Genomic DNA, 20,227 nt, shown 5'->3' on the forward strand with positions numbered 1-20,227 from the left:
TGAAGCAGCTCCACTTGGAACTTAAGGAGCTGGGCTATGAGGGGTCATACGACCGTGTGGCAGCGTTTGCCAGGCAGTGGAAGGTGGGTCAATCGGAGTGGGTCAATTCTGCGAGCAAACGAACATTGCGATGGCTGTCATGCAAGCGATTGCATATTTTAGGCTGTGCATGCTACATCTTCCGATGATGACCCAATCGTAGTCATTCTAGAGTGAATCTTTCAGCTAAAGATCGATGGTATCTTGTCAGAGCTCGAATCTGGACCTGGTCATTTGAATGGCAGCGGTTCTTTGAAGGGCGCTCATCGCGACACCGTTCCCTTATCCTGCTGGTTAATTGAGACGCAGCGCTTGAAAGCGATCATAGAATTGACTGGTCAGCGCGCTTTGGTCTTCCACAAAGGACTTGGTAGTGGTGTTCGTGCCGTACTTCGCCAAGTATTCTGCCGCGTCGCGCGGAGCATGAAATTTCGCTGGGTGGCATCTTACGTTCAATATGGCGGATTGCCTACACGGACCTTGGTGTGTCGAAGCGTGTGTCGGCCACAACATGTCTCGACGCTATCCGTGTGCACTTTCAGTCCAAAATCTCTCCAATTGTAATTTCCTGTTGGGAATTTCCTCCCAATTCGTGCTAACCTAAATTATTCCTTTGCGGAAATAAAGTTGCAAATTGTTGAATGAAAAATCAACAACGCCACTTGCCAGCCGCCCGGAAACGTTAGCCGACAGGTGTCTCGCCATGACCGTCCCGTGCTGATCCAGGACGCATAGCGCAAGTTCAACCATTTCGAAGACACCGATGGCATTGAGGCGACCGCCGCCCACCATTGCCTACCAATCTGGAGTCAAAATGAAACTGATAAATTTGAAAATCGGAACCCGCCTGACAGTCTGCTTCACGATACTGGTGGGATTGTTGATCCTGAACGTCATCATCGGCCTGTCCAATTTGTCGGCGACCAACCAGAGCCTGGTCAACATCGTGGACAGCAATAACGTCAAAGTGGCGGCGGCGAATGACATGTCGCTGGCGCAGCGGCGTAGCGGCGGGCGCCTGCGCAATATTCTGATCTACCAGGACCCGACGCAGATGGCGGAGGAACAAAAGAAGATGCAGGCGGCCGACGACGACTATGCGGTGGCGTCGAAGAAATTGCACGAGCTCGTGACGCTCTCTGCGGGCAAGGACATTCTGGCGCGCATCGACAGCGCGCGCGACGCGGCACTGCCGCTCATCGCGAAAGTGGTCAAGCTGGGCCTGGAGAACAAGAACGATGAAGTGCCCAGCGTGCTCGCCAACGAGCTGTCGCCGGCGGTGGACAAATGGCAAGCCGCGCTCAAGGACATGGCCACCTTCCAGGCCAACCTGAGCACGGAGGCGAGGCAGCAGGCGGAGCGCAATTACGACCGCGCGCGCCTGACTTTGTCGCTGATCGCGGTGATCGCAACGGCCGCCGCCATCGCATTGGCCTGGATGGTGACGCGCTCGATCACGCGGCCGCTCAACGCAGCCGTCCGCGTCGCCAGGACGGTGGGCGAGGGCGATCTGACCGGCGAGATCAAGGTCATGTCTACCGATGAGACGGGGCAGTTACTGCTCGCCTTGAAAGCGATGAACGACAAGCTGGTCAGTATCGTCGGGCAAGTGCGCGAAGGCACCGACGCCATTGCCACCGGGACCAGCCAGATCGCATCGGGCAATCTTGATTTGTCCACCCGCACCGAGCAACAGGCCAGCGCGCTGGAGGAGACGGCATCGTCGATGGAGCAAATGACCTCGACCGTCCGGCAGAATGCGGACAACGCCCGCCAGGCCAATGCGCTGGCCGGGTCGGCCTCCGAAATCGCCGTCAAGGGCGGGCAGGTCGTGTCGCAGGTGGTCGAGACGATGGGATCGATCGACGCCTCGGCGCGCAAGATCGTGGAGATCATCAGCGTCATCGACGGTATCGCGTTCCAGACCAACATCCTGGCCCTGAACGCGGCGGTCGAGGCGGCGCGTGCCGGCGAACAAGGCCGGGGCTTCGCGGTGGTCGCCTCCGAGGTGCGCAACCTGGCGCAGCGTTCGGCCGCTGCCGCGAAGGAGATCAAATCGCTGATCGACGATTCCGTGCAAAAAGTCAGCACGGGCAACCAACTGGTCAACCAGGCCGGGGCGACCATGGAGGATGTGGTCGCCAGCGTCAAGCGGGTGACGGACATCATGGCCGAGATCGCATCTGCCAGCCAGGAGCAGGAATCGGGCATCGGGCAAATCAACCAGGCCGTCACGGAGATGGATAACGTCACCCAGCAGAATGCGGCGCTGGTGGAGGAGGCGGCCAGCGCCTCGGCGTCCCTGCAGGAGCAGGCAAATCAGCTGGCCGCCGTGGTGAGCATATTCAAGCTCGACCGGGTACAGCGAACGATTGTCGCGCCGACGGCAATCAGGCAGGCGCCCCAGGCAGCGCAACTGGCCAGCGCGAAGCCGGTCCGCAACAAGGCCGAAGTCGTCAGAATCGCCGCAGATCAAGGCGTGCGCCGCAAGGCTGTTGCGAACGCGGATGCGGATTGGGAGGAATTCTAAGGCGCCAATGGTGGGCGCGAAAAGTCGCTCGACACTAGCGGCATGCAAAGGTTCAAAAATGTCCGATAGTCAGACCTGACACCGAATCGAGCGTTCGTGGTGTAATCTTCATAAACCCCATTTGATCAAGCGGGAGGTGGCTATGAAGCACGCAAATATTCGATTGCAAGTCATGGCAGGTGCGGCGATGGTGGCGTCGGCCGCCGCGCTGGCCGACGACAAGATCACGCTCAGCTTCAACGAACGCCCGCCTTACCTGATCGCCGATGCCAGCGGGGCCGCGACCGGCCTGACCGGCACGCCGGCAGCGGAAGCGTTCAAGAAGGCGGGAATCGATATCGCCTGGAGCAAGGTGCCGCCTAACCATCAGCTGGACGTCATCAAGGCGGGCGGCCCCAACTGCGCCATTGGCTGGTACAAGACGGCCGAGCGCGAGCAGTTTGCCAAATTCACCAAACCGCTCTATCGTGACAAGCCCACCATCCTGCTGGCCAATCTCAACTTCAACGGCAAGGACGGAGAAAAGCTCGGTGATATCCTGGCCAGCAAAGGTGTGCGCGTGCTCATCAAAGAACATTTTTCCTACGGTCCTTTTATCGACAGCGCGCTCGAAAAATACAAGCCGGCCACCACCATATCGAACGGCACCTCCACTCAGATGCTGCAACTGGTCGGCGCCAACTCGGTCGACTTCATGTTCGTCTCGGAAGAGGAAGCCCAATACCTGGTGGAGCAGTCCGGCCTGGGCGCCCAGAAGTTCAAGCTGTTGCACATGAGCGACATGCCCAAGGGCGACTACCGCTACATCATGTGCAGCAAACAGGTACCCGATGACGTGATCGCCAAATTGAACAAGGCCATCGCGGAGAAAAGGATCAAGTAGCGCGGCCACCTGTCCGCACGGTTGCAGCCACAAGGGGACGTTATGCAAGGCATTGCGCACGCACGACGGGCGCTTTGGTTGGGACTGGCCATCGCCGGCCCCGCCGCCGCGACGGCAAACATCACGTTGTTCTACAACGAGCGCCCACCCTACCTGATCGCGGCGCATGATGGTTCGGTGTCGGGCTTGACCGGCACACCGGCCGGGCGCGCATTCGCAACGGCGGGCATTCCCTTCATGTGGGCCAGGACGCCGGCCAATCGCCAACTCGCGGCCATCAAACAGAACAAGGCGATGGACTGCGCGGTGGGCTGGTTCAAGAATCCCGAGCGCGAACAGTTTGCGCAATTCACCAAAGCGATCTATCGCGACAAACCGGCCGTTGCGCTGGCCAACAAAGGATTCCAGGTCAACCAATACGATACGCTGGAGCGCGTGCTTGCCACGAGCGGCATACGCGTGCTGCTCAAGGAGAATTACTCCTACGGCCCCTTCATCGACAACAGCATCGCCAGGTATTCGCCGCACCTCACGCATACGACAGCGGAGAATGCGCTCATGCTCGAGATGATACGGAAGGGCCGCGCCGACTTGATGTTCATGGCCGAGGAGGAGGCGGACTATCTGTTGGCGAATGCGGGCGCAGGCGGCGGGGATTTTTATCTGCTCAAATTCAGCGATATGCCGGCCGGTGAGAAACGCTACATCATGTGCAGCAAGCAGGTGCCGGAAGACATCATCGAGCGTCTGAACAGGGCGATTACATTCGAGTAAGGCCTGTCGCAGGCTTGGCCAACTGGTTACCTCGCGTGCCGTGAGCGGCGATTCAAGTGTGGAACATGAGCAAATACAAACCGAACTGGAAGCGCCCGCTGTTCTACCTGTTGCTGCCCGTCTTGCTGGTGATGGTGTTCGTCGGCTTCCCACTGCCGGTCGCGCCGCCACCGGCGCTCAGGGCGGGGCAGGAGCAGTCCACCACGGTGAAGCGCCGCAAGCGGCGGCTGCCGTGGTGGATGCGTTATGCGCGCACGGACGATGACGAGGTGGCGCGCTGAGACAGGCCGCACCGGCCAGGTGTGGCTTACGGTGCGACCGGTGCCGGCGGCAAAGATGCGAGCGCCGCCGCGACGTAGACCAGCGGCGCGTTCCAGTTGATCGCAATTTCATTGCTCGCATAACTACAGACCTGATCCAGATAGGATTGCGCTGCCAGATGCGAGGGGTAGGCCTGGGCGCATTCCCGCTGGTCCTGTTGCCCTGGTTGCGGGCCGCCGACCAGGAAGCCCGGCACCGGCGCGGCCACGTGGTCCGCTTGCGAGGGCCGGTGGTGCGGGTGCAGCGGCGATCGACTGCCGAAACCGGTGACGAAGGCATAGCCAGTCGCATTGCGACCGAGCACATAGTCGAACGCCGACTGCGCCGCGTTCAGGTAGGCGCGCTGGCCACCGAGGCGATAGGCCTGCAGCAGCATGATGGCTTGATTGAGCGCCACCGCGTTGCTGCCCCAGACAAAATCGGCTGGCTGCATCGCGACCGCGTAGGCCGAGTGCTTGCTGGCCGCCAGCAATGCATCGGCCAGCGTCATGATGCGATTGGTGATCAGGGCCCGGTCGGCGATGGGGCTCAGCGCGTCGCGGTGATGCGCCAGCGAGATCCAGGCGAGGCTGCCCACATCGTCCCATGCCGGCACCGTGGCCGGGCCTGCGGCCGGCGGCATGGCGCGGTAGTAGCTGTCGTCGGCGGTGCTGATATAGAGTTCCGCCGCCGCCCACATGAACTCGTCATCAAGTTTGGCATCGCCGTATTCGCCGGTGACGATATCGGCCGGCTGGCGGTAAACCTGGTCCGGATGGGCCTGCGCCCAGGCCCAGGCCGCCTTGGCGGCCGCCAGCATTTTCGCCGGCAAGCCAGGCAGCTTGTCCTGGTAGGGGCGCAGCACGCGGCTGGCGCTGGCCATCACGGCGGCAAAGTCGAGCGTTGCCGCCGTCGTTTTCTGGACCACGTAGCGTGGGCTGGTGGCCTGTTCCGGCATCACCATGGGATCGAAGGTTTTGTTCGTCAGCTTGTGATACACGCCACCGTCGTCCGGATCTTGCATCGACAGCATCCACTCCAGATTCCAGAGGGCTTCGTTCAATATGTCCGGAATGCCGTTGCCCGATTCGGGGAGATTGACGTGCTGCGCCTGGAAGTACGCCGGGAAATGCTCATACGCGGCCAGCAGCGTATAGGTCGCGATGCCGGAGTTGACCATGTATTTGTTGTAGTCGCCGGCGTCATACCAACCTTTGGGGCTGGCGATGACCGTGCCCTCGGGCCGCGCGGCGGAGGCTGCGGAGCGGTGCACCAGTACCTGCGTATCCGGATGGCCGGCCGCGCGCGCGTAGGCGCCGGCGTACTGCGCCGGCAGGGCGGTGCTGGCACGGTTGAAGTAAAAGGCCTTGAGCGCGGCCTCGCTGAGCGCGCGGTAGACATCCGTGCCGATGGTAAAGCGCGTGGAACCGGTCAGCCCGTCGACCTTGATCTGGTAGTCGCCCGGCGCGGTCAGGCCTGAAAAATCCGCCAGGCTGACAATTTCGCCGGACGGTGCCCAGCGTGCGGGCGTTCCCAGCATGCCGTGCCAGGCCACCGCGCCGGTCGCGGTGTTCGTGACCGAGAAAACGGTCGCCGGGCTCGCGGGGACCACGGCCAGTTTGGCCGAAGCCGGCAGGAAGCCCAGTTGATTGAGCTTGATGCTGGCTGCGGCGGTGGCGGTGGGCGCGGCGCACGCCCCGGCAGTGGCGGTCATCGCCGACAACAGGAGCGCGCCGGCGGCCGGGCGCCAGCCGGTTTTCCGCCATGGCGCGTCATTCATGCGCAGCCCCCGCCAGGGGCGTCGGTGCCGGCTGCTGCTGCGCCGGGCCTTCCTCCTGGTAAAAGGGCGCGAACCAACATGCCAGGAACGACGGGATGGTGGCGACCATCACGAAGACGAAGTAGCTGACGTAGCCGAGCCGCTGCTGCAGGTGGCCGCTGATCACGCCGGTGACCAGGCCGCACAGGCCCATCAGGCCGGTGCCGAACGCGTAGTGGGTGGTGGCGTATTTGCCGGGAGCCAGTTGCTGCATCAGGTAGATCATGAAGCCCACCGCGCCGAAGCCGAAGAAGAATTTTTCCACCACCACGCCGATGCTGATCGCCAGCAGACTGCTGGGCTGATAGATGCTCATGATCAGGAAAGTGACGTTCGGAATATTCACCGCGCAGCAGAGCAGGAACAGCGTCGCCCGCAGGCCGCGCCGGGCAACGAACAATCCGCCGAGCAAGGAGCCGAGCAGGACGGCGGCCAGGCCGTAGGTGCCGTAGATTATGCCGAGCAATTCGTTCGACAGCCCGAGTCCGCCGCTGGCGGGCGGGTCGACCATGAAAAATGGCCCTATCTTTTCCAGAAAGCCTATGCTGAGCCGGAACAGAAACGCGAACGCGATCATGCGCCACACACCGCGTTTCTGGAAGAAGGTGGTCAGCGCGTCGCCCAGGATGCCTGCCGCGTCCCCGATACTGGCCGGCGTGTTGGCGGCGCGGGCGCCGTCGGGCATGAAGCGGGCATGCCACACTGCCATCAGGATCGTGATGGCGGCGACGATGAAGAAAACGATGCGCCAGGCGTCCATCCATGCGGGGCCCGGCGTGCCGGGGTCATGATGGAACCATTCCGTATGGAGTTTGCCGCTCAGGTAGACCAGGCCGCCGGAAGCGACGATCGGCCCGATATTCCAGCTCAGGCTCTGGATGCCGCAATACAGGGATTGGCTGCGCTGGTCGAGCGAGGTGACATAGACGCCATCGCAGGCGATATCCTGGGTGGCCCCGACCAGGGACAGCAAGCCGAACATGGGCAGCAGCACGACCATGTAACCGGGCAGCGCCATGGCCAGGGCGATGCCGGCAAAGCCAAGGCCGATGATAGCTTGCGCGCACAGCACAAAGAATTTCTTGGTGCGGTACATTTCCACGAACGGCGCGAACAGTGGCTTGATGGTGTAGGCAAGAATGAGCATGCTCGAATATTGCGCGGCCTGGCCATTGCCCATGCCCAGGTTCTTGAACATGATCGCCGTCACGCTGGTGAGCATCACATAGCACAGCGCCATGGTGAAGTAGCCGCTGGGTACCCATAGCAGCGGAGAAACTGCCCGGTTAGCTGCGCGCATGGTGGTGCTCCGTTTCGTTGGTCATAAGGTGTGATCCTACATTGGTGTCGGCCATCTCGGCCATGTTGGCCAGCAAGGGTGGCCCTCCGGCGCAGAAATCCTGCTGCATAGCGTTCTCCCGATTGCGGTGTTGTGTCGTGAGCCAGGTTCAGGCCGGAACTTGCCGCTGGCCGGCGATGAAGTCGCGGTACCAGATGGCGCTGTCCTTGAGCGTGCGCTGTTGCGTCGCGTAGTCGACATGGACGATGCCGAAACGCTTGGCATACCCGGAATTCCACTCAAAATTGTCCAGCAGGCTCCACAGGAAATAGCCGCGCACATCGACCCCTTGCTCCATCGCTGCGGCCAGCGCGGCGAGGTGCTGGCTGATATAGGCGATGCGGGCACTGTCCGGCACCCGGCCATCGATCAGGCTGTCCGCGTTGGCCATGCCATTTTCGGTGATGTAGATAGGGGGCAAGGCATACTCGCGCTTGAGCGCCAGCAGCAGCTCGGTCAATCCCTGCGGGTAGATTTCCCAGCCCATGTCGGTGTAGCCTTGTCCACCCTGCGGCGTGCGCGGCGGCGTTTCGGCGCTGCAGTAGGCGCGGAAGTAATAATTCACGCCGAGGAAATCGAGCGGCTGGCCGATGATCCCGAAGTCGCCCGCCAGCACTTCCGGTCCATGCTCGCCATGCGCGCGCAAGGCCAGTTCCGGATAGCGCCCTTTGAAGATCGGGTCCATGAACCACTGGACCGAGCGTGCATATTCGAGCTCGGCCATGGCGCGGTCGGCTTCCGACGTGGTGGCGGGGTCGGCGGTCCACTGGTTCAGAACGATGCCCAGTTTGGCCGTGGTGCCCGTTGCGCGCATCGCCTGCATGGCCAGCCCGTGGGACAGCAGCAGGTGATGGGATACCTGGATCGCCGATTTCTTATCGGCGATGCCGGGCGCGAATTGGGCATTGCCATAGCCCAGGTTGGCGCTGCACCACGGTTCGTTATGGGTGGCGATGGCATCGATCCGGTCGCCGAAGCGGCGCGCCACTTCCGCCGCGTAATCAGCGAAACGATAGGCGGTATCGCGATTGAGCCAGCCGCCGTGGTCCTGCAATGCCTGGGGCAAATCCCAATGGTAGAGCGTCAGGTGCGCGCCCAGCCCTTTTTCCTGCAAGGCGTCGAGCAGGCGGTCATAGAAGTCAAAGCCGGCTTCATTCCAGGCGCCTCTGCCCTCGGGCTGCACGCGTGACCACGCCATGGAAAAACGGTAGGCGTCGACGTTGAGCGAGGAGATCAGGTCAACGTCCTCGCGATAGCGGTGATAGTGATCGCACGCCACGTCGCCGGTGCTGCCATCGATGATCTTGCCGCCCTGGTGGCAGAAGGCGTCCCAGATCGACGGCCCTTTGCCGTCTTCCGCCCACGCCCCTTCGATCTGGAAGGCGCTGGTGGCGACGCCCCAGGTGAAATCGGTGCTGAATGGATGTGGTTCTCTCATGGTGTGTATCGGTGTAAGGTGATGTAAATGAGGGCGCGCAGATCCGCTGCACGCGTGCTGGCCGCGCGCAGCGTCCTTCGGCTGCACCGCTGCCGCCACAGGCGGAGCGGTGCCCTGTGGCTTAGAAGTCGAAGCCGGTGTTGATGCCAAACGTGCGTGGCGGCAGGTATTGCGCGAGCCAGACGTTGCCGCCGTTGGAGGCGCTGGTCTTGACGTTGCCGTTGCCCGCATTGCGCACAAAGGCGTCGATCCACCAGTTCTTTTTGCTGTAGCGCAGCCCCAGATCGGTGCGGGTGTACGCTGCTTGCTTATCGCCGTCGCCCAGATTGAAGACGCTGAGCCAGGACGAGGTTTCGTAGTGGGTGCTGATGCGCGGCGTTAACGTGGCCTCGTCGTTCAGATGGACCGTGTGCTGGTACATCAGTTGCAGCGAAAATTTGGGCGAATGCGGCATCGTGTTGCCCGTCACGTCGAGGCAGGTGCTGATGCCCGGGATCGCGCACGCCGGCAAGGAATAGTCGTTCGAGCCGGCGCCGCGCAGCGTACCGAGCACCGCGTGGGTCCAGGCCAGCGACGCCTGCAGCTTGTCGTCTTTGCTGAGTTTGGCGGCAATTTCCGACTCGAAACCATATACCGTCGCGCCTTCGGCATTGCTGGTGGCCAGCGAATGGGAGCCGTCGGGGTTGGTCACCGGCGAGCTGAACTGGAAGTCCTTGAATTTCGAGTAGTACAGCGCGTTGTTGATCTTCAGCGCCCCGCCCATCAGCGTGCTCTTGGAACCGATTTCATAGTTGGTCAGGGTTTCCGCGCCATAGGGGCGGCCGCCGTCCTGCAGCCCGCCCGATTTGTAGCCGGTCGAGAGGCTCGCGTAGACCATGTTATTGCGGTCGATGTCGTAGCCGATGCGGGCCAGGCCGGTCGTCTTGTGGCCGGTGAACTCGCCGTCGTTCGATGGCACGCTCGGGTTGTAGCCCTGGCCCGGTTTGGTCGGGTCGATATTCGGGCTGAGCGGCACCTGCGGCACCGACGCGTCGTAATTCCAGGTGTAGCCGTTGCCGCCGACGTTGGTGCGCTTGTCGGACGTGTAGCGCAGGCCGCCGGTCAGGTGCAGGCTGTCGCTGACGTTCCAGGTCGACTGGCCGAACAGGGCGGTCGAGGCCACGGTTTCCTTGGGCTGGATGAAGGAACCTTGCCAGACCACCGTGCCTTGCTGGGTGCCGTTAAAGATGGGAATGTCGAAGCGCATGCTGTTCTTTTCGGCGCCGTAGTACAGGCCGAGCTGCCAGTCCACTGCCCGCTTGCCCACCGATTGCAGCTCCAGTTCATGGCTGTAGTTGACGTAGTGGGACGACACCGTGTTGTTGGCCTGGTAGGTGGCGCCGGTGGCGAAGCTGGTCGGGACGTTGGCGCCGCCGTCGGCGTCGAACGTGGACGCGCCGCTAAAGCGCGAATAGCCGGCGATGTAGGTCAGCATGGCCGCGTCGTTGAGGCTGTATTCGAGGCGGCTGCGGAAGGAGTTGGTGTCGCGCGTGAGCGATGGGGCGGTGTCGATCAGGGCCGACCACTTGTCCTGGCCGGGGCGCTGGTTTTGCAGCAGGTTCATGCTGAGCGTGCCGCGGTCGGCGAAGTTCTCGTAGGCCAGATTCCATTTCAGTTGCGCCGTCGGCTGCCACAGCAAACTCAGGCGCAAAGCGCTCTGGTTTTGCGCGCCGTACTTGGGGCCGTCCGTGACGAACAGGTTCGGGTTGATCGGCTGGAAACTGGCCAGCGTGCCGCCGCTGGCCAGATAGGCGGCCTGCTGGCTGGCCACGGAGGGGACGGGCAGCTTCTGGAAATCGACATACCCGTCGTGCTGCTCGTGGACGAAGGCGATGCGCATCGCCGCCGTGTCGCTGAGCGGCACGTTCACCGCGCCGCGCGCGCCCAGGCGGCTGTAGCTGCCGGCGCCCATTTCGACGTTGCCGCTGCTGTCGCCCAGGACCGGCTTCGCCGTTTGCATATTGACCGCGCCGACCGACGAGTTGCGGCCCCACAGCGTGCCTTGCGGGCCGCGCAGCACTTCAATGGCGTCGAGGTCGAACAGCAGCGAGGTCGCGCCTTCCGGGCGCGGCGAGTAGATGCCATCGACGAAGGAGGCCACTTCCGGGTCCGCGTATTCGGTTTTGGCACTGTCGTTGCCGATACCGCGCAGGGTCATGGTGATGACGCCATGATCGCCTTCGGAGGTAGCCTGGAAGCCGGGGACGAGATTCACCACATCCTGGATGGTCTGGACATGGTTGTCCGCCAGGGCGTTGGCGTTCAGGGCGGTGATGGCCACCGGGGTGCGCTGCAATGGCGTGGCGCGTTTGGTGGCCGTGACGATGATTTCCTGAATGGCGTTGGCGTCTTTCGCAGCCGGCGCGGGGGCAGGGGCGGCGGCTGGCGCCGGCTCCTGGACCTGTGCCTGTGCCGTCGTCATGCCGGCCAGCAGCGTCAGGATGGCAAATTGAATCGGGGATGCCGCCAGGGGGCGGCGCGGCGGTGCGGAATGGGTCATCTTGTCTCCAGATGGAATTATTGGACTTATTGGTTTTTGGTCTTGCCGTTGGTTTCACCGTGAATGGATCTCGTTGAGCTGAAATCGGTTTCATATTTCGTGAAATCGATTTCATAATACATTTGAAAAAACGCGGATGTCAAACGGAAAAATCGTGGTCCGGATAAATTTGACCGTCAAAGCCAACGCATCACGCCGCGTGGCCGCAGGCGCGCAGGGGCGGGCGGGCGCGCCCGCGGCGCCGCATTTCCCAGGGCGATGCATGCTGTCCGCCATGTGTCGGCCTCGCGCCGGAGGCTTTGACGGACTGATTTCAGAAACCGGTTTCATGTTATGCTGTCGAAGGGCGTGGTCTTGCCGCGCCAGCTTTCGTGCACATAAGGACCCATGAAGACAGATACGAACAATGCGACAACGACGACCGTCTATGAGGTTGCGCGCGTGGCCGGGGTGTCGCCGGCCACGGTTTCCCGGTACTTGAACGGCACGGCCAAGATCTCGGACGAAAAGCGCGCGAGCATCGAAAAGGTGATCGAGCAGCTCAATTACAAGCCGAATGTCCTGGCCCAGAGTCTGAAGATGGGTAGCTCGCGCACCATCGGGGTGCTGACGCAGTCCCTGGTCAGCGGCTACTTCAATGAGGCGATGACCGGGATAGACGAAGCGATGAAGGATGCGGGCTATGTCCCGCTCATCATGTCCGGCCACTGGCATGCCAGTGAAGAAGCCGAGCGCGTTGAATTGTTGATCGCGCGCCGCGTCGACGGACTGGTCATTTTGACTGGCAATTTGAGTGATGCGCAAATTCTGCAATATGCGCGTCGGGTACCCATCGTGGCGTTCGGCCGCAAACTGGAAGGCAAGCAGGCATTCGGATTTTGCCTGGACAATTACCAGGCCGCCTGCGACGCCATGGACTACCTGATCGAGCAGGGGCACCGGCGCATCGCCTTCATCGAGGGGCCGCCAGAGCAGGAGGATGCGCGGGCCCGTCTGGCAGGCTATCGCGATACGCTGGCGCGCCACAACATCAAGGTGCATCCGAAACTGATCGTGCCGGGTGATTTCCAGGAATCGGGGGGGCTGTTGGCGGTCAACCAGTTGCTCGAAACGGGGCAACGCTTCAGCGCCATTTTTGCCGGCAATGACCTGACCGCCTATGGCGCCCGGCTCGCGCTCTACCGGCGTAACATCCGCGTGCCGGAAGACGTTTCGATCATCGGCTTTGACGATCTGCACAGCTCCATGTGCACGACCCCGCCGCTGACGACGGTACGCCAGCCATTGTTTGATGTCGGCATCTGTATCGGCCAGATCATGCTGAAGATGATCAACCATGAAAAATTCACGGTCGATATTCCGGCGCTCAGTCTGGTCGTGCGCGAATCCGTCAGGCGCATAGGCTAGCAGCCAGTCTCAGTCCTGTTTCAGCACCGGCACGCCGGGCGTATCGCTCGCTTCCAGGCGCGCCAGTTCCTCCTGGTCGAAACGTTCGGCGCGCAGTTGCGCCAGTGTCGCCGCGCGCTGTCCGGGCGTGTCGTCGCCGCGCCCGGCCACGCGGGCACGCTCGGCGCGATACGCCTGCACACGCTGCTGCCATGCCGTCTCCGCCAGTTCGCGCTCGGCCAGTTGCGCCGCCAGTTGCGCGTTGACGCGTTGCGCGCGCAAGCGGTACACGGCCTGTTCGTCCGCTCCCTGTTGACGCAGCGTGCGCACCTCCGCTTCCATTTGCGCCAGCGCGGTGGGGGAGGGCGGCGCGTCCACCGCAGCGGGAACGGCGGCATCGCGCCGCGCACCGGCGACAGCGGCCGGCGCGGGTGGCGCGGCTTGTGCGGACGGCGTGGCCTTGACGAAGGCGAAGTAGTTATCGTGACCCACAACGACCGTGCGTTCGGGCGCCGCCGCCGGCCATGCCGCGTACAGCAGCACAGCCAGGACGGCCGCCCCAGCGCAGGCGTGGGGTAAGCCTGGGCCGGGGCGCATGGTTACAGCCCGAAGATGATGCCGGCGATGTTGTCGTAGATCGGATAGACGCCCGATGCCGGTTGCAGCCAGCCGATCACGTCGAAGTGGTCGTAGGTGCTGTAGTAACCCAGGTAGTTCCAGGTGCCGCGCACCGAGCTGCCGTTGTAGTTGCGCACCGGCTGTCCGGCCGGCGCCTTCATGCTCACCGTGTTGACCACGCCATCGTTGGGGAACCAGCTGCTGTCGATCAGCACGCGGCTCGGGTCCGTTTGCGTGTACGAACCCATGCCGCGCTGGAGGATGGACGGCACTACCCATTCGCCGGCCGTATTCTTGGTGAAGAAGATCATGTCATCGCGCGCGTACTGATAGCTGCTGCTCTGGAACGGGGCGATGATGCGGTCGGTGCCATTGCAGCACCAGCTGCCTTGTTCCGTGGCGTCGCTGCCGATCGAGTAGTAGTAGACGTTGGGCGAAGTCTGCACCCAGCTATTGAGTTCGCGCGCGCCATCGGGACCCAGGTCCCACTGGGCCGAATCGTGATTGGCCAGTTGCCAGAACGGTGCGCCCTGGGTGCGCGAGATAAAGTCGCTGATCGACTCGGCCGGCCCCTGCGCCAGGCCAAACTGTTCGAGGCGGAATTTGTAGACCGGATTGGTGCTGCCGCCCAGTCCCGCCACCTGCACGATCTGGCCCGCCAGTTCCGACACCTTGGGCACGTAGTCCACGATCACGTCGCGCAGCGTGGTGCCGTTGTGCGGCGTAGAGATGGTGGTGGCGCTCTTGACCCAGCCCACCTTGCCGCCGGTGTACAGGTCGCCGCTGCCTTCGTTACCGTTGGGCGAGCCGTTCTCCATCAACTGGATCAGCGTGCGCACCGTCTGGCCGCCCTGGCTGTGCGAAATCAGGTGGACAGGGTGGTTGGCGTCCCACGCCGGATACAGGGCCAGCGGATAGTGGTTGGGATTGTTGTTCGGATCAGCGGCCCAGCATTTGCCGGCCGGCGTCTGGATCGCGCCGAATGCGGCGTAGGCGGCCGTGTGTTTGGCGCCGTAGTCGGCGCAGCCGCCCTTGATCTGGTAGTACAGCTCCACCGCGCGGTCCCAGTTGGAGCTGACCGGCCCCACGCCGGCCACGTAGACCTGGTGGTTGGCGCTGCTCAGGTGACCGGCGATGTCGTTGGTGCCGCCCCAGTACAGGAAGCCCGTGCCTTGCAGTTCATCCGTGCCGAAGCCGAGGAAGCCGTGCACCATCACCACGGGGAAGTTGTTGGCTGCCTGTGCCTGCGGCATGGCCAGGCAGGCCGCCGCTATCGTCAGTTGCGCTACATGGCCCGCCGCTTGTACTACGATCCTTCGCATCATGTTGGTCTCCGTATTTTGGTTTGTGTTTCGGGTGAGCTGATTTCAACACGAATGCACCAGACCTCCAGCGCGCACGGCCGTTCGCGGCAAGCCAACCGCATGGCCGCGCAAGCCACGCCGGGGCGCGCACACGAGGCGTGTGGCGCGGGCGTTGTGGACACGTTACAACAAATTCGAACAGACGAGAACAGATGCGAACATGCGCGCCGCATGCTAACCGACCAGCGGTAACAGGCGGTGCGCGAGGGTGTGTCATGCCACGCAGAATGCTGCGGCAGATCAAAGGCAGTGCGTGCGAGCGGCCTAGCATGTCTTCATGGTTGCCGCGACGGCACCCCGTCCGGGGTGGGCGGCACCGGCACTGTTGCGGGAGGGCTGGCCATGACCGTCTTTATCGATACCAGCGGGACACCTGACATCGCGTTCGGCGACCTGTTCACCGCCACCGGCAGCGACAGCGGCCTCGGTGAAGTCAACGTCCCCACCGACAGCACCGTGTTCCAGGTCACCTACATCGAAACGGCTGGCGCGCCGGCCACGGCGGACCGGATCAACCAGCTGGTCAACACGGACTTCGGCGTGCCGATCGTGATCAGCGCGCTCAACGACGGCACCGATCCCATCACCGGCATCGACCTCACGACGGTGGCAGGCGAAACGTACGTCGACAGCAGCAGCGGCACGTCCATCGTGCGCGTGGTGTACGACTCCAGCCAGTGCCTCGGCTCAGGCTTCTTCGCGTTCGACGTGAACGGCAAGCAGATCAGCTTTCCCGGCCCTGTGATCCTGTACCACGAACTGTCGCACGCGTTGCGCGCTGCCACCGGCACCACCCAGACCAACGACGAGATTCCGGCCGAGACGGACGAGAATGTGCTGCGCAGCCAGGAAGGCCTGTGCCTGCGCGACGTGAACAACCACGGCGGCGGTTGCGGCGCCGGCGACACCTGCGGCGGCACCGTCAACGGCTGCTTCATCGTCTCGGCCACCACCGGCTCGGCGGAGTCGGAGGAAGTGCAGCGTTTGCGGGCGCTGCGCGAGATGGTGGCCGGCGCCACGCGGCTGGGCGCCACGCTGATCGACCGCATCTACGACGAGTATTACCAGTTCAGCCCCGCCATCGCGGGCCGCCTGGGGCAGGACGCGCTGGCGCGCCAGGCCGTGCTGCTGGTGGCCGTGCGGCCTTTGCTGGCCTGGTACACGCTGGCCGGCATCCTCGCCTTCGATGGCGAAGGGTATGGCGCTACGCAGGCCATGCGTGACCTGGAGCGGGTCTGTCCGCGCTACCTGGGGCGCACGTCGGTGGCGGGTGTGCTGGCCGGCCTGCGCGCCGGGCAGCCGCTGCCGCCCAGGATGCCGCCGTTGCTGCAATCGTTCGCGGAAGATGTGCGCAAGGCCGCCACGCTGCCGCACGCCGGCTGGGCCATACTCGATCCGCTGGCGCGGGCCTGGGGCGCGGCCGGCGGCCGGCGCGACATCCGGGCCGAGGTGGCCCAATGGCTGGCCGATGCGCCGCTCGACAAGCTGGCCGCGCCCGCCGACGCCATGCTCGACGGCGAGCTGTCCGCGCTGGCCGGCCTGTTCGATTTCCATCCCGAGTCGCGGCGCGTGCTGGGCGCGCGCTTGACCCGGGCCTGGCCGCAAGCCATCAGCGCGCTGGCGCGGCATGGCTTTATCTGAACCGAGGTGCATGATGACGATCCAACCGTTGAACATATTGGGCGCTGAGCTGCGGCGCCGCAGCGCCGAGGCGCTGAGCGCGGCCGCGCCATGCGACCGCGAGCCGCGCCAGCTGCTGGTGGAGGTGGACAATCCCGGCGGCGTGCCGCTGCACGTGTGGACCAGCCGCCGCGCCTACGAGTACGACACCGCCAGCGGCGTGCTCACGCTGTACCTGACCGAGCGCACGCCGGCGCTGCCCGACACCATCAAGATGATTTCCGACCATCCGCGCACGCCCGGCCAGGTCGAGGTGCCCGCGCACAGCCGCGCCACGCTGGAGCTGGGCGTGCCGGCCGTGATACGGCGCCGGGTGCCGGCCAAGGGCCTGGGCCTGGCGTTCGTGGAGGAGCCCATCACGCGGATCGACAAGGTCGAGCTGCACATCCAGTTCGCGGACGCGCCGTTCGACAAGCCGGCCGGCGCCACGCCCGAGGAACACCGCCAGCGCCTGCGCACGCAGGGCGAGCTTGCGCGGGCCACCATCAGTCCCACCGGAACGAAGGAGTAAGCATCATGGCATCGATCGACGACGTATTCCACCAACTCCAGGCGGTCAACACCAACCTTGCCACGCTGCACGCGGACGGCATCGCCGAGACCAACGCCACCAACCAGGTCAAGAGCAGCGTCGACACGGTCGATGCCGACGTCAAGGCCGGCTTCAATGCGACCGTCCACGGCCTGACCACGATTGCCCTGATCGATATCGAGGCCGTCAAGCTGCTGTTCCATCTCACGCAGCAGACCGACACGGTGATCTGCACGCTGGAGAACATCTCGCGCAATACTTGCGCCATGCTGACCCAGATGACCATGCAAACCGAACTGCAAAAGCGCATGGCCGACGACCTGGACGCGATCCGCGCCATGGAGGAAGCGGAGCAGCCGGCGGCGGCGCTGGAGCGCGCGCGACTGGCCGCGCTGCAGGCCGAGATCGAGCGCTGCTGCCCGCCGGAGCAAACGCCGCCGGCCTGCACCTATCAACCGTGCCCGAAAGTGGACCCGGCCCGCATGCCCGACTTGCCCAAGGTGGGCGGCGACGGCAATCGTCCGCCCGGCATCAACTAGATTCGTCGTTCCCGCTCATGCGGGAACCCATGCTGCGCGACCGATCATGCGACGTATGGATTCCCGCCTGCGCGGGAATGACGGTTTTAGGTATCGTAGAGATTGCGACCGCCAGCCTTCGGGAGTCCGCGCATGACCATCTTTCTCGATCTGGCGGGCCAGACGGCCACCGCCTTCAATAATTTCGACGTGGTGTCGGGCCAGAGCGGCGGCGTGGGCCTGCTGGATGTGGTGGGCGACGCCACCATGAAGCAGCTCACCTACGACGACGTCAGCGGCCAGTTGCCCACGGCGGACCGGTTGAGTGCACTGGCCAATACGGACTTCGGCGTGCCCATCATCGTCACGGCGCTCAACGGCGGCAACGACCCGTACAAGGGCAACGACATCACCGGCAACGCGCAGGCCTACACGGACCACAGCCCCGGCCACCTGGTGATCCGCATCGTCTATGACGTGAGCCAGTGCTGCGGCAAGGGCATCGTCGCGCGCAACAACAATGGCGACAACATCACCGTGCCCAATCCCGTGCTGCTGTACCACGAGATGGCGCACGTGTTCCTGGAAGTGAATCACCAGCCCGATGTGGAATCGACGGTGATCGGTGACGAAAACGTGCTGCGCGCGCAGCTGGGCCTGTGCCTGCGCAATGTGAACGATCACGAAGGTGGCTGCGGCGATGGCAGCGATTGCGGCGGCAGCGACGGCGGCGCCGATAGCGGCCCACCGCCCGGTGGCTGCGCGGCCGGCACCACGACCGTGTGCTTTGTCGTATCGGCCGCCACCGGATCGCCGCAGTCCGACGAAGTGCATGTACTGCGCCGGTTGCGCGCGCGCGTGGCGGCCCGCTCCGTGCTGGCGGCCCGGCTGATCGACGCCGTGTATGCGGAATATGCACAGTTCAGTCCCGCCATCGCGCACCGGATCGAAGGCGACGTGCTGGCGCGGCGGGCCGTGCTGCTGGCCGTGGTGCGGCCGCTGCTGGCGTGGTACGCGCTGGCCGGCACGCTGGCCTTCGATGGACGCGGCGAGACGGCCACGCGCGCCGCGCGCGCGCTGGCGGCCGCCTGTCCCCGTTACGTGGGCAGCGCGCTGCTGGTGGACGTGCTGGACAGCCTGAATTCCGGTGGCGCCTTGCCGGCCGCCGCGTCGCCGCTGCTGCGGGGACTGGGGCCGGAATTGCGCGCCGCGTCCGGGCTGCGCTGTGCGCGCTGGGCCGTGTTCGATCCGCTGGTGCGGGCGTGGCGCGCGGCGGCCGGCGTGGCTGTTGGGACGCATGCGGCACATGCAGCACGTATGGCACATGCGGCTAATACGGCGCGTGCAGCCGGTGCTACGGCGACGGTCGATCTGGTGGAGGAAGTGGCGCAGTGGCTGGCGCAGGCGCCGTTCGAGCTGGTGGCTGGCGTGGCGCCGCCGGCCGATGGCGCGTCGTCACCGTGCGGCATTGTGGAGGAGGACTGGCTGGCGCTGGCCAGTCTGTATGGCTTCCAGCCTGCCGCGCTGCGCGTGCTGGGCACGCGGCTGGCGGCGGCCTGGCCGCAGGCGGGCGCCATGCTGGCGCGCTGCGGCTATCTGTGAGGTTTGGGCAGGTCAGGCGTCCACTTCGGCGCTGGCCAGGAAGCCGGCGATCAGGTCATTGACGATGGCCGCATGGGTGATGGGCGCCATGTGGCCGCCCTTGGTCTGTTCGGCTGCGCCGTTGGGCAGGGCGGCGGCCAGTTCTGCCGCCACGCGGCGAGTAGACGCGGGGCTGGCGGCACCGGACAGCACCAGCGCCGGCATCGTCAGCGCCGCCATGTCGGCCAGCGTGGCGGGTTCGCCCAGCAAGGCTTCGAAATCCAGCTTGACCTTGGCGATCTGCGACGCGAAGCGCTGCTGTTGCGCGGCCGGCAGCGTATCGAACACGCCTTCCCGGTTCCAGTAGTCGATGAACACGCGGGTCGCATCATGTGCACTGGCGGCGCGCTCGATGGCGTCCACCACCGCCACAATCTCGCGCCGCGCGGGATCGGCCGGCGGCAGCAGGTGGAAGGCCACCGGCTCGAACACGGTCAGCGACAACACCCGTTGCGGCATCTGGCGCGCCAGGCGCAGGGCCGTGGCGCCGCCATACGAATGGCCCACCAGGTGGAACGGTTCGCCGGGCGCCAGCCGCGATGCAATGGCGGCGTTGATGGCATCCACTTCGTGGCCCAGCGTGTATGGTCCGTCCACGGCCGGGAACGGCGATTTGCCGTAGCCGAGCAGGTCGACTGCGATGCAGCGGAAGTTGGCTTCCTGGCTGGCCATCAGGTCGGCCCACTGGGCGCGGGCACTCATGGAGCTGTGGAGCAGGACGAGGGCGGGCCGCGTGTCCGGCGGCAGGTTGGCGGTGATCATAAAGGGGCGGCTGCGAAAACAAAGCGGGCATTATACGCGCCCGTTCGCCATACCGAAATCGATAT

General features: G+C 64.2%; 16 protein-coding genes. 9 read left to right on the forward strand and 7 right to left on the reverse strand.

What is annotated here, in order from left to right; translation table 11 throughout:
- Positions 1–853: 853 nt before the first annotated feature.
- From H3H37_RS26095 to H3H37_RS07445, 4 genes are all read left to right on the forward strand, one after another.
- Complete coding sequence (locus H3H37_RS26095; RefSeq protein WP_182161028.1) at positions 854–2,569, forward strand: methyl-accepting chemotaxis protein; 1,716 nt, start codon at positions 854–856, stop codon at positions 2,567–2,569.
- A 142-nt stretch (positions 2,570–2,711) separates the two neighbouring features.
- Positions 2,712–3,452 carry a substrate-binding periplasmic protein gene (locus H3H37_RS07435; RefSeq protein ID WP_220456367.1) on the forward strand — a complete coding sequence of 247 codons (741 nt, stop codon included), beginning with the start codon at positions 2,712–2,714 and terminating at the stop codon, positions 3,450–3,452.
- Between the two features lie 42 nt (positions 3,453–3,494).
- Positions 3,495–4,226 carry a substrate-binding periplasmic protein gene (locus tag H3H37_RS07440; protein ID WP_182161031.1) on the forward strand — a complete coding sequence of 244 codons (732 nt, stop codon included), beginning with the start codon at positions 3,495–3,497 and terminating at the stop codon, positions 4,224–4,226.
- 65 nt (positions 4,227–4,291) lie between these two features.
- The gene (locus H3H37_RS07445) at positions 4,292–4,507 is read left to right on the forward strand and encodes a hypothetical protein (protein ID WP_182161033.1); all 216 of its coding nucleotides are present in this window, start codon (positions 4,292–4,294) and stop codon (positions 4,505–4,507) included.
- 26 nt (positions 4,508–4,533) lie between these two features.
- Here H3H37_RS07445 and H3H37_RS07450 read toward each other — a convergent pair whose 3' ends face one another.
- The 4 genes from H3H37_RS07450 to H3H37_RS07465 all read right to left on the reverse strand — a co-directional run bounded on the left by H3H37_RS07450 (position 4,534) and on the right by H3H37_RS07465 (position 11,661).
- Positions 4,534–6,306, reverse strand: a complete 1,773-nt coding sequence (locus tag H3H37_RS07450) for a glycoside hydrolase family 9 protein (RefSeq protein WP_229218717.1) — start codon at positions 6,304–6,306, stop codon at positions 4,534–4,536.
- Entirely contained in the window at positions 6,299–7,645 is a 1,347-nt protein-coding gene (locus H3H37_RS07455; RefSeq protein WP_182161035.1) for an MFS transporter, read from the reverse strand. Before H3H37_RS07455 ends, H3H37_RS07450 begins: the two co-directional genes overlap by 8 nt.
- Before the next feature lie 148 nt (positions 7,646–7,793).
- Positions 7,794–9,122 carry a GH1 family beta-glucosidase gene (locus H3H37_RS07460; RefSeq protein WP_182161037.1) on the reverse strand — a complete coding sequence of 443 codons (1,329 nt, stop codon included), beginning with the start codon at positions 9,120–9,122 and terminating at the stop codon, positions 7,794–7,796.
- 121 nt (positions 9,123–9,243) lie between these two features.
- On the reverse strand, positions 9,244–11,661 hold the full coding sequence (locus tag H3H37_RS07465) for a TonB-dependent receptor (RefSeq protein WP_182161039.1): 2,418 nt from the start codon (positions 11,659–11,661) through the stop codon (positions 9,244–9,246).
- A gap of 387 nt (positions 11,662–12,048) precedes the next feature.
- Here H3H37_RS07465 and H3H37_RS07470 point away from each other — a divergent pair, with 387 nt between their 5' ends.
- Positions 12,049–13,068 carry a LacI family DNA-binding transcriptional regulator gene (locus tag H3H37_RS07470; RefSeq protein ID WP_182161041.1) on the forward strand — a complete coding sequence of 340 codons (1,020 nt, stop codon included), beginning with the start codon at positions 12,049–12,051 and terminating at the stop codon, positions 13,066–13,068.
- A gap of 9 nt (positions 13,069–13,077) precedes the next feature.
- Here the strand turns inward: H3H37_RS07470 and H3H37_RS07475 are convergent, their stop codons facing one another.
- On the reverse strand, positions 13,078–13,644 hold the full coding sequence (locus tag H3H37_RS07475) for a lipase secretion chaperone (protein WP_182161043.1): 567 nt from the start codon (positions 13,642–13,644) through the stop codon (positions 13,078–13,080).
- Positions 13,645–13,646: 2 nt separating this feature from the next.
- A complete protein-coding gene (locus tag H3H37_RS07480; protein ID WP_182161045.1) occupies positions 13,647–14,990 on the reverse strand; it encodes an esterase/lipase family protein in 1,344 nt (447 codons plus the stop codon).
- Between the two features lie 381 nt (positions 14,991–15,371).
- On the opposite strand from H3H37_RS07480, the gene H3H37_RS07485 reads away from it, so the two are divergent.
- The 4 genes from H3H37_RS07485 (at position 15,372) to H3H37_RS07500 (ending at position 19,361) form a co-directional block, all read left to right on the forward strand.
- Entirely contained in the window at positions 15,372–16,670 is a 1,299-nt protein-coding gene (locus tag H3H37_RS07485) for a hypothetical protein (protein WP_182161047.1), read from the forward strand.
- 10 nt (positions 16,671–16,680) lie between these two features.
- Positions 16,681–17,220: a hypothetical protein gene (locus tag H3H37_RS07490; RefSeq protein WP_182161049.1), complete on the forward strand. Its 540-nt coding sequence runs from the start codon at positions 16,681–16,683 to the stop codon at positions 17,218–17,220.
- Between the two features lie 5 nt (positions 17,221–17,225).
- Complete coding sequence (locus H3H37_RS07495; protein WP_182161051.1) at positions 17,226–17,780, forward strand: hypothetical protein; 555 nt, start codon at positions 17,226–17,228, stop codon at positions 17,778–17,780.
- A 132-nt stretch (positions 17,781–17,912) separates the two neighbouring features.
- On the forward strand, positions 17,913–19,361 hold the full coding sequence (locus H3H37_RS07500) for a hypothetical protein (RefSeq protein WP_182161053.1): 1,449 nt from the start codon (positions 17,913–17,915) through the stop codon (positions 19,359–19,361).
- 12 nt (positions 19,362–19,373) lie between these two features.
- On the opposite strand, the gene H3H37_RS07505 is transcribed toward H3H37_RS07500, so the two are convergent.
- Entirely contained in the window at positions 19,374–20,162 is a 789-nt protein-coding gene (locus H3H37_RS07505) for an alpha/beta fold hydrolase (protein WP_182161055.1), read from the reverse strand.
- Positions 20,163–20,227 lie beyond the last annotated feature (65 nt).

This window comes from Rugamonas brunnea, from assembly GCF_014042345.1.
GTDB lineage: Bacteria > Pseudomonadota > Gammaproteobacteria > Burkholderiales > Burkholderiaceae_D > Rugamonas > Rugamonas brunnea.